The organism is Desulfosarcina sp. (genome assembly GCF_041551955.1).
Taxonomy (GTDB): Bacteria; Desulfobacterota; Desulfobacteria; order Desulfobacterales; family Desulfosarcinaceae; genus Desulfosarcina.
In genome coordinates this window covers 1-10,589 of the sequence record NZ_JBFELV010000145.1, presented here as the reverse complement: position 1 = coordinate 10,589, position 10,589 = coordinate 1, and the positions used below count along the sequence as shown (strand labels likewise).

The 10,589-nt window shown below is 55.3% G+C and carries 10 protein-coding genes and 1 pseudogene; 3 read left to right on the top strand and 8 right to left on the bottom strand.

What is annotated here, in order from left to right; all coding sequences use genetic code 11:
- A pseudogene (locus ABYV26_RS12630) lies at positions 1-516 on the top strand (pyridoxal phosphate-dependent aminotransferase); the annotation flags it as partial.
- A gap of 138 nt (positions 517-654) precedes the next feature.
- On the opposite strand, the gene ABYV26_RS12625 reads toward ABYV26_RS12630, so the two are convergent.
- The 8 genes from ABYV26_RS12625 to ABYV26_RS12590 form a co-directional block, all read right to left on the bottom strand.
- Entirely contained in the window at positions 655-1,698 is a 1,044-nt protein-coding gene (locus ABYV26_RS12625) for an ABC transporter ATP-binding protein (RefSeq protein ID WP_372681510.1), read from the bottom strand.
- Positions 1,695-2,684, bottom strand: a complete 990-nt coding sequence (locus tag ABYV26_RS12620) for an ABC transporter ATP-binding protein (protein WP_372681508.1) — start codon at positions 2,682-2,684, stop codon at positions 1,695-1,697. The genes ABYV26_RS12625 and ABYV26_RS12620 overlap by 4 nt, the downstream gene beginning before the upstream one ends.
- A gap of 98 nt (positions 2,685-2,782) precedes the next feature.
- A complete protein-coding gene (locus ABYV26_RS12615; protein WP_372681506.1) occupies positions 2,783-3,703 on the bottom strand; it encodes an ABC transporter permease in 921 nt (306 codons plus the stop codon).
- Positions 3,700-4,674, bottom strand: coding sequence for an ABC transporter permease (locus tag ABYV26_RS12610; protein ID WP_372681504.1), 975 nt, complete (start codon positions 4,672-4,674; stop codon positions 3,700-3,702). Before ABYV26_RS12610 ends, ABYV26_RS12615 begins: the two co-directional genes overlap by 4 nt.
- Before the next feature lie 485 nt (positions 4,675-5,159).
- A complete protein-coding gene (locus tag ABYV26_RS12605) occupies positions 5,160-6,713 on the bottom strand; it encodes an ABC transporter substrate-binding protein (RefSeq protein WP_372681502.1) in 1,554 nt (517 codons plus the stop codon).
- Positions 6,714-6,864: 151 nt separating this feature from the next.
- Positions 6,865-7,869, bottom strand: a complete 1,005-nt coding sequence (locus ABYV26_RS12600; protein WP_372681500.1) for a hypothetical protein — start codon at positions 7,867-7,869, stop codon at positions 6,865-6,867.
- Positions 7,870-8,169: 300 nt separating this feature from the next.
- Positions 8,170-8,514, bottom strand: coding sequence for a hypothetical protein (locus ABYV26_RS12595; RefSeq protein WP_372681498.1), 345 nt, complete (start codon positions 8,512-8,514; stop codon positions 8,170-8,172).
- 43 nt (positions 8,515-8,557) lie between these two features.
- Complete coding sequence (locus tag ABYV26_RS12590; RefSeq protein WP_372681496.1) at positions 8,558-9,406, bottom strand: HDOD domain-containing protein; 849 nt, start codon at positions 9,404-9,406, stop codon at positions 8,558-8,560.
- A gap of 206 nt (positions 9,407-9,612) precedes the next feature.
- Here ABYV26_RS12590 and ABYV26_RS12585 point away from each other — a divergent pair, with 206 nt between their 5' ends.
- The gene (locus ABYV26_RS12585) at positions 9,613-10,074 is read left to right on the top strand and encodes a hypothetical protein (RefSeq protein WP_372681494.1); all 462 of its coding nucleotides are present in this window, start codon (positions 9,613-9,615) and stop codon (positions 10,072-10,074) included.
- A 261-nt stretch (positions 10,075-10,335) separates the two neighbouring features.
- Positions 10,336-10,557, top strand: coding sequence for a hypothetical protein (locus tag ABYV26_RS12580; protein WP_372681492.1), 222 nt, complete (start codon positions 10,336-10,338; stop codon positions 10,555-10,557).
- Positions 10,558-10,589: the final 32 nt, after the last annotated feature.

The window sequence follows — 10,589 nt, the reverse complement described above, 5'->3', positions numbered from 1 at the left end:
TCCGATCGTCTGTTCGAATCCACCGGCGACGGCTTGGTGCAATGGTTCGGCACCGACCGGTTCGGCTACGCTTATATTTTCGGTGGTATGTACTCCCTCAGCGCCGGTGTGTGTCACAGCACCCAGCATGGTCTGGCCAACCTGCTGGAGGCGGTCAACGACGGCAGGTACGACTTTGTCGCGGCAGTGAGAGAATATGGCGACCGCGCCCGAACGATGAAAGGCCTGTTCACCCAAAACGGCTTTTCGCTGGTCTACGATATGGACGAAGACCAACCCCTGGCCGACGGTTTTTACTTCACTGTCGCCTATCCCGGTTTCAGCGGGGTCGAGCTGGTGGAGGAGCTGCTCTACTACGGCATCAGTGCCATATCCCTTGAAACCACCGGCAGCAGACGTACCGAAGGCATTCGGGCATGTGTATCGCTGACCGGAAAGGACCGCTTTAGGGAATTGGAAGGGCGCCTCGGGAGCTTCGATAACGATCACAAACGGGGCTTACGGGCTATTGATTGAACAGCAGATGTCAGGGATTTCATCGCCATCGACATGCGGTGTAAGGTGCAAACCATGCATTCGATCCCGACTTCGATTCGATTTCGGGTGGCTTTCGCCCTTCTGCCCTGAGCCTTCAGCTTCTCTGTTCGACCCTCTTTACAGCCGCCTCTCCTCCACGGCGTGGCAGGCGACAACGACATCATTCTCCACGCTTCGCGCCTTCGGGATCTCTTCTATGCAGCGCCGGTTGGCGTGAATGCAGCGGCCGTGGAACACACACCCGCTGGGCAGGTCGATCGGGGTGGGCACTTCACCTTTTAGCCGAATGTGGCCGCTTCGCTTACGGCCCAATTTGGGAATGGCGGAGAGCAGGGCCTGGGTGTAGGGGTGGCGGGGGTTCTTGAAAAGCGTCCTGGCCGGGGAGAGCTCGCACAAGGTGCCGAGGTACATGACCGCCACCCGGGTGCTGATGTGCTCCACCACCGACAGGTCGTGGGTGATGAACATGTAGGTGAGTCCCCGTTGGGCCTGGGCATCCATGAGCAGGTTGAGGATCTGGGCCTGGATGGAGACGTCCAAGGCGGATACGGGCTCGTCGGCCACGATGAACTCGGGATCGACCATCAGGGCGCGGGCAATGCTAATGCGTTGGCGCTGTCCGCCGGAGAATTCGTGGGGATATCGCCCAGCCCATTTGGGGTCGACGCCGACCTGGGACATGACCTCCGCGACGCGTTCTTTCACCTGCACGGCCGATATGGACGGTTGATGAAACACCACCGGTTCTTCCAGGGTCTGCATCACGGTTTTTCGCGGGTTCAGGGAGGCGTAAGGATCCTGGAAAATCATCTGCATATTGCGTCGAAAGGGCAGCATCTGCTGGGCGTTCTTGTTGTCGATGCGCTCACCCCGATAGAGAATCTCGCCGCTGTTGGGCGGGTAGATGCCCAGGGTGGTTCTGGCCAGGGTCGACTTGCCACAGCCGCTCTCACCCACCACGCTGAAGGTCTCGCCGGGGGCGATGGTGAAGCTCACGTTGTTCACCGCCTTGACGGTAGTGCGCCGGTGCCTGATTTTGCCTTTTTCAAATCGCAGCCGGTCCAGCAGGCCGCCGGAAATATCGAAATGCTTGACCACCTGTTTGAGGGCCAGCAGGCCGTTCTCATCATTTTTGATCGGTTTGGGCTGCTCAGTCGTCATTTTGTTTCCATGCTGGGGTCGGGTTTAACCATGTGGCAGGCCACCATTCGCGTTAGGTGGTCCACTGGAATAAATGGTGGTTCCTGGTCCCGGCAGATGGCCTCGCAAAGGGGGCAGCGGGGGTTGAAGGAGCATCCCGGCGGGATGTCGGTCAGCGTGGGCATCATCCCCGGTATCTGGTTCAGGCGGGAACCGGGCTGCAGGCTGCCGGGCAGGGCCTTGATCAGCCCCTGCGTATAAGGATGTTTCGGGTCGTTGACCACCAGTTCGGTCAGGCCCGATTCGACGATTTTTCCGGCGTACATGACGGCGATCTTTTCGGTCACCTGGGATACCACCCCCAGATCGTGGGTGATCAGGATCAACCCCGTGTCTTCCGACTCGCACAGCTGCTGCAACAGATCCATGATTTCGGCCTGGATGGTCACGTCAAGGGCTGTTGTTGGCTCGTCGGCGATGATGATCTCCGGGTCGGTGATCAGGGCGATGGCGATGACGATACGCTGGCGCATGCCGCCGGAAAATTCGTGGGGATACTGGGCCAGGCGTTTCTCCGGAGAGGGAATCTGCACCTTTTTTAGCTTTTCCAGCGCGATGGCCTCCGCCTCGGCTCGGGTGATGCTGCGGTGGGCCATCAGGGTCTCCACCATCTGGGTGCCGATGGTCAACACTGGGTTGAGGGTCATCATGGGATCCTGAAAGATCATGCTGATTTGGTTGCCCCTGATTTCCCGCATGGCTTCTTCGGAGAGCGACGCCAGATCCTGGCCGTGGAACATCACCCGGCCGCCGGAGATAAAACCCGGTTTGCTGATCAAATTGATGACCGCGAAACCGGTGACCGATTTGCCGGCCCCGCTTTCGCCCACCAGGCCCATGCGCTCGCCCTTGTCCAGGTTGAAGCTGATACCGTTGATGGCGGTCAGATCGCCCTGCCGCAACCCGAATTTAACTTCGAGGTCGTTGACTTCCAATAAGTGTGACATAAAAGGTCCAAAACGTGTTAAGTGTTAAGTTTTAAGTGTTAAGGGAAGGTGTCCCGCTGTATCTTAACACTTAAAACTTCGCACTTAAAACTATGCTTTTATCCTTTATATAATTTAGGATTGAGCACATCTCGCAGCCAATCCCCCAACAAATTGATCACCAACACCAGCAGCACCAGAAATATTCCCGGGAAAAGGGTGATCCACCAGGATCCGGAAAAGATGTATTCGAAACCGGACCGGATCAACGAACCCAGGGAAGGCTTGGTCACCGGCATGCCCAAACCTAAAAAGGAGAGGGCCGCCTCGCTCATGATGGCGTTGGCCACCTGGATGGTGGAGATGACCAATACGGAGGTCATCGTGTTGGGCAGCACGTGGCGAAACATGATCCGCCAGCGGTTCAGCCCGATCACCCGTGCCGCCTCCACGTACTCCTTGTTCTTTTCGCCCATCACCGATGCCCGTACGGTCCGGGCATACACCGGCCACTCCGACAGGCCGATGATGACGATGAGCAGGGGAACGGCCAGATCTTCGTAGTGGCCGATGCCGAAGGCCAGCTGAAAGATGGCACTGATGAAGATGGCCACCATGAGGTAGGGAAAAGAGAGCTGGATGTCGGCGATGCGCATGAGTACGGCATCGATCTTGCCCCCTAAATACCCAGCCAGCAGGCCGACGACGACGCCGAGGAATCCCTGCAGAACCACCGCCCCGCAGCCGATGAGTATGGACAACCGCAGGCCGTAGATCATGGTGCTGAGCAGGTCGCGCCCCTGGATATCGGTGCCCAGCAGGAAGGCCGTTTCACCGTCTGGTGTCCAGGAAGGCGGCAATTCCGAGTTCATGATGTCGATATTGGCCGGATCATAGGGATCGTAGGGAGAGACCACCGGTGCCAGCAGGCCGGTGGCCAGCAGGACGAGCAGGACCGCCAGGCTGAAGATCGCTGTCTTGTCCTGTTTGAAGCTGAACAGCAGATAGGATGCCTTGAATCGTTGCCAGGTTCGGTTCATTTTCTTCCCGCAATCCGGATGGTGGGATTCACCAGTCCGTAAATGATATCCACCACGGTGTTGACCACCACGAAAACGGCCCCCACCACCATCAGGTAGGCCACCAGCAGGGAGATGTCCGACCGCTCCACCGCTTCTAAAAACATGAAACCCATGCCCTGCCATTGAAAAACGGTTTCGGTAAGGATGGTAAATGCGAACATGATGCCGATCTGGACGCCGAACACGGTGATCACCGGCAGCAGGGTGTTTTTGAAGGCGTGGATGAACCAGATGCGTTTGCGCTGCAGGCCTTTGGCCCAGGCAAACTTGATATATTCGGTCTCCAGGACTTCCATCATCTCCGATCGGATCAGGCGGATGAACAAGGGCAGCATGATCGAGGCCAGGGAAAAGCTGGGAAGGATCAGGTGCATGATGCCGTCGACGGTGAAAAAGCCGCTTTCCCATCCGCCCAGGCTGACGGTCTCCCCGCGTCCGTATGAGGGCAGCCAGTTCAATTCGACGGAGAAGATATAGATCAGAACGATGGCGGTGAGAAACACCGGCACCGACACCCCCAGGGTGGAAAACGCCATGGTGAATCGGGAAAAAGCGCTGCGCGGATAGATCGCCGAGAAGACACCGATGGGCAGGGAGATGAAGATGATGATCAGTGCCGCACCGAAAACCAGCTCGAGGGTGGCCGGGGCCTTGGCGGCAATGACCGCAAGGGCCGGCTTCTTATGAAAGAACGACAGGCCCAGATCCCCCTGAACGGCATTTTTTGCAAACCGGAGGTATTGGGTGACAAAGGGATCGTTGAGTCCGAGTTTGTCCCGCAGCAGCTCCCGTTCGGCCGGTGTCACCCGTTCGCCCACCATGTCCCGGACCGGATCGCCGATCTCGCTTTTAATGGAAAACCCCACCAGGCTGATGATCAGCATGACGAAGAGGGCTTGGGTGACGCGTCGGACGACAAAAGCAAACATATTATTTCATTCCCAATCCTAGCTCGGATAAACCGGTGCTGTTGAAAAGGCGTAGGCCGTAAACAACAAATCTGAGTTAAATAACAAAATACAAAAATTAAATCTCAAATAAATTCCAAATTCAAAATATCAAACAAGATACAAACCAACTATTGTCCGCCATCATCTATATTTTCAATTAGCTACGCCAATGGTTTAACGACATTATTATTGCTTGAGGGAAGTATAATGTCCTTTTATCAAGATCATAGGGTTTGGAATTCTGGATTTAGGCATTGTGATTTGTTCGCTAAAAGAGGGTGGAGCGTTATCTCTTTACGAAATATCAGTCCACCCCCCATTAGCGTTCGTTCACAAATGGTAGATTCCGATTCAGGCCAAGGCCGCAGCGAGGTTGAAACCGGAGGCGTAGCAGCGCTACGTCGAGGATATCAGCCGAGTGAGAACGCCGGCCTGGGTCGAAAGATGCCGTTTGTGCTGGAATACTACTTAACCACGATGTCCCCGAAATAGGGGAAGTTCATGGTGTTGATAATCGGCGCCACATCTACGTTCGCCTTGGCGCCGTAGGAGTGGTTCTGCCAGTGGAAAGGAACGAAGGCCGCATCGTCATAGAGGATCTGCTCGATCTGCTGCAGCATGGCGGCGCGTTGGTTGAGATCGGTTTCGCTTTGGGCGGCCAGGGTCAGCCGATCCACTTCCGGGTTACAATAGTTGCCGCTGTTGTATTGACCGTAGCCGGTCTCCTTGTTGGGGCACATGACCAGGAATTCGGAAAAGTTGCCCGAATCCTCCGTGTCCGAATGCCAGCCGATCATCTGGATGTCGGCCACCTGGGCGTCGAATTCATCCCAGTACTGGGCCTTGGGCATGGTCTTCAGATTGACCTTTATGTTGATCTTGGCCAGCATGCCCACCACGGCCTCGGCGATCTTCTCGTCGTTGACGTAGCGGTTGTTGGGGGCGATCATGGTGCATTCGAAGCCGCCGGCAAACCCGGCTTCGGCCATCAGGGCCTTGGCCTTTTTCAGGTCGTAGCGCGGGGTCAGGGCAGGGTTGAAGCCGGCATAGCCTTTGGGGCTCTGCTGGCCGGCGGGGGTGGCGGTGCCCTTCATGATCTTATTGACGATGCCTTCGTTGTTGATGGCGTGAACGATGGCCTGGCGGACCTTCTGCACACGGAGCTCAGGGCGCCGTTTCTGGTTGAGTTGCAAGGTGATGATGCGGCCGCCGGGATAGGTGAACAGGTTCACCTTGGGGTCTTTTTCGATGCGTTTGAAATCCTGGGGGGGCACCGGGGAAATGAAGTCCACGTCACCGGAGAGCAGGGCCGCCACGCGGGTGGCGTCCTCCTTGATGGGGGTCAGCACGATGCGATCCACGTTGCCCGGCGAGGCGGTATCCCAATAGTCAGCAAAACGGTCAAGGACCATTTTTACCCCTTGCTCGCGCTCGGCTACGGTATAGGGACCGGTGCCGGATTCGTTGGCCAGGGCGAAGGAGGGGCCGATCTTGACGATGGCATCCTTGGGTTGTCCCGATTCATCGTTACCGCTGTAGAACTCACTGTCCATGGGAAAGATATAGGTGCACATCCTGAGCAGCAGGGCATATGGTTTTTTGGTTTTGATGTCGATGGTGTAGTCGTCGACGATCTGTGCGTCGGTAAAGAGCTCGAAAAGCCCCTTGAAGTCCACGCTCTTTTTCAGCCGCTCCAGCGTGAACTTGACATCCTTGGCCGAAAAGGGGTTGCCGCTGTGGAATTTGACCCCTTCACGCAGGAAAAAGCGCATGGTCAGATCATCGATGCGCTCCCAGCGGGTGGCCAGACGCGGTTCGATGGACATGTCCTGAGCATAGCGGACCAGCGGATCGAATACCCAGTGGGAATACTGCAACATGCCGCCGGAAAGCTGCACGTGGGGGTCGAGGGACACCGGGTCGGCATCCAGTCCCACCTTCAGGGTGGTGGCGCCGGCAAGGGCCCCAAAGCCGAAAAGCACAGCAAGGGTCAGGGTAACTGCAAGACATTTTTTCATTTAGCTCCTCCTCCTGGTTGTGGTGATGATGGCAACCGTGCAGCGGGCAATGCCAGCGGTTGGCCGTTTTTCTGATACACCCTTATAATTCTTTCGATCGGCCTCTGACGATCAAGTGTAACCCGGCCGATCAACACCTGTGACGACGGACCTAATTGGATGGTTCGGGCCGGTCCATATACGCGGTGAAAGCCGCAGCGTACCCATAGGACCTGAATAGCTGAATGAAGTAACGGATCAGACTGTCGGGATAGTTCTTTTTCAACTGTGGGTCGATGGCACTGCGGCACAACTGGGTTTCTTTCCTGAAAAGATCGATCATGGCCGGTGAATCCGAGGAAAAACCCTGCAGGTTGACCTGTTCGGTGGTGGAACCATAGTCATGGCTTTTCTTGCCGAAGAAAAACACTTTCGGATCGTCGTGGTCGTCACCCTGGATCATGTAGTCGAACCAGGGACAGCGCTCCATGATCCAGGTGCGATGCTGATCCGGGTTGGCCCGAACGGCGGCGGCGGCATTGGCGAAAAAATGCAGCACCAATTCGGGTTGATTCCCCTGATTGGCATCCATGACCTTTTTAACGTACTCTTCCAGGCAATGCCGGCAGATATAGGTCTCGAACCGGGTTCCCGCGTCACAGCTCGTTTGAAAAATCGCCTTGCGCTCCTTGAACAGGGCGCTGGTAAATGCATGGTAGAAGCTTTTGTCCGGCGGATCATCCTCATTCGAGTCGGTCTTGCGGCCCAAATAGAGTTCATCGGGCATGAACAGGACCGATGGCGCTTTTTTCACCAGTATCTTGGTGCCGCCCTTGCGCTCCATAGGCGACAGCAGCAGTTTGACGTGAATATCGTCGTACAGCGAGAGGGTGTTTCCCTGGATTTTGCGCTTCCGGTTATTTTCCAGAATTTCGGGAATGTCCGGTTCGTCCAGGGCCTGATAGTCATATTCGGCCAAGACCGTGTTGATCTCGTCGATGGAATAGTTAAGCGACAGCATGATGGAGGCGATCTTATCCTTGCCCGGCCGGTTGATGTTGTCGTTAATCAGCTTGGTCAGGTAGGTGTGTGAAATCCCTGAGGTTTTGCTGATGGTATTCAGCTTGAGACCACTATCATTGATGATGCTGCGGATGATGTTTTCAAAAATTCGCATGATTGATGTGGGGGAAAATGGGTTGCTGCGCGTCAGCCACGGTGAGATGGATATAGTAAAATTGCATTAAAGATGCAATAATTTTTTAATTCAAGTTGGAACGAAAATAAAACAAAGGTGAGAAAATTTAAAAAAAAGTTAAAGTTGCGTCAGGCAAGTGCCGATGAAAAATGTACAGCGGCACATCGGGGGATTGCCGCTGGTAAGCGTTACTTCCTCTTCATCCATCTCCTTCTGCCTGCGGGGCGGTCCATTGACCGCCCCGTCCTTTTAACGGGTAGGCGCTCATCCCATCCCCGGCTACAGGTCCCCTTTCGTTCTAACCAGGGTATAGAGCAACTCGATCGGTTTTCCCTGTCGCCCGGGTTTTTTGTCGATAATCACCTTCCATGAGGAATGTTCTTCCAGTTTCCACATCATCTCGTGAATCTTCGCCAGTACGCCATCGGCATCCCCACCGATGGTGTTGATGGTTTCGAACGCCTGGAAAGAGACATCCTCATTTTCATTCGTACCCGGGCCGAGCCCCACCAGAACGGATCCCTCCCCGATATCCACCAGGGCGCGGTTGATCGCCGCGGACAACCGGGGGGCGATGGGTGACAGTTCCATGTGAATCAGCTTTGATAGTTCATACGGGGTCATTTAATGTCACGCTCCTATCGATTTTATATACGGGGCCAAACGGCTATAAAATGGCCAGCAGACCATAAATATCATCCTTGCGGGCATAAAAATCGGACATGATCCGGTTTACGCGCGCTTCCGACAGGCTGAGCTGGTCGCAAAACCGGTCGTAGTGGACGTAATGCCCACAGAACAGTTCTCCGTTGAGACCGGACATCGAACACATGCAGTCGGCAAGGTAGACCATTGCGGTTTCCACAGGAACGTCAGTCACCTCATCTGTCAGGTGGTGGTTTTGGATGGTACCGGCCAGGGTTTCGCTGAAGTTCCACTGCTCGGCGATTAATCCGCCGAGATGGGCATGGTCGATGCCCAGTACCTTCCGTTCGGCCTCAACCAGGCTCAGGCGGTCGGCCTCCATGGCTTGGCGGATCGCCTCCATGGCTTCACCCATGTGCCGGTCCAGGACGATGACGCCAATGTCTTTGAGCAGCGCCGCCGTGAAAACGGTGTGTTTTCCCGGGGCCTCTGTGGTTTCCGCGATCGCGCTGGCCATGAGGGCGCAGGAGACGGATTGCTTCCACAATTGGCCCTCCTCGAGGCCATACCCTTGGTGGGCCGACCTCAACGGTTTGGTTACGCTGTTGAGCAGCACGATTTCAACCACCCGTTTCAATCCCAAAAGAACCACGGCATCATGCACCGAGTCCACTTTTCTCTTGAATCCGAAAGCAGCTGAATTGGACAATTTGAGCAAGTTTGCGGTTACCAGCGGTTCGTAAAGGATCAGCTCCGTAATCTCAGAGACGGGAACCTCCGGGTCATCAACCAGATCCATGAGTTGATGAATCACCTGGGGTACCGGTTCAATCCTTTCGCTCTCCTTTAACAATCGATCTAGTGACAGCATGGCAGGTTCTCCTTTTTCGTCATTCCTACCTTTTTTTGCCCATGAGGGCAAGCCAATGGATCATATGGACATACCCGTCCGTGCCGCTCAACCGTAGTGAGTCCATGGCATGATAGAACCGACCGTGGTAGTCGTATAACCCCATATTCTCCCGACCCGGTTATAGTTGAAGTGTGTTCAGATGGTCTTATTGTGTTGGTATAAACGTGGCGATCAACCGATTTAACGGGGTCGACGATGCCTGTCGGATAGAACACGAGGTGTCATGCGCATCATCGACGACACACCCGACATCACGGTGGACAACCGAAAAACCGAACGGCTCCGGGTCGGCAAGCGAACTGGAAATCGTTTTTTTGGGCAGGGAAGAGATGAAAGTCGAACTCGATCTCAAGCGTCATTGCATCGAAACGGAAATGAAGCGTCGCACGAATGCCGCTATTTCACTATATTTTAAGGTGGATTCGGAGAAAACCCAACTGGAAGATGAAATTGCGCTGATTCAGCAGGCACTCCAGGTGTTTGATTTCCTGAAACTGAGAAACCGGTGGCCGGCACTTTCCGGCGGCAGTGGCGCCCGCGTTTTTCTTACGCTGGATGCCGCCGGTCAACCCAATCTCAGTTTTGAAAACATCTGTGTCACCCCGCCCGCAGACCGAAAGGCGTAAATTGATCGACAATGACAACCGTTGCCGTTCGCCAGCAGCCCATCGGACCGTTCACTGGAACGATTATTGCCCTCTCCTGGTTGGCAAGTAGGCAGACTGACGGGCGACCCAACAGGCAAAATTTGCCGGACCATCGACACGATCAGACGCAAAAAATAGAATAACCTAATTATTTCGGTTTGATATTTTAAGCCTTCGGATGTGTACGGTTGTTGCATAATTCGTTGTGGTTGTTAATCTCAATGGTCTGGAACTCGGAACATGACAGAATCCGCTGCATTGGTGCCCGTACCCTTCTACCCCCCGGTTCGGTCCGGCACAGGCACGCTTTTTACATTCGGCGAGTCATCCAGCGGCCCGGTGCTCCTCAGGCAGCAGGTTCCGACGGCTGCGCCCGAACCGGACGACGGCCTGATTTACAGCGGTGGCGGTCGTTTGGTCGCTGATTCATGGATCGGCACCCGGGTGAGCATCGATGTCTGAAGGGCCCCTCCCAAAGGCGCAACGCCCGCCTA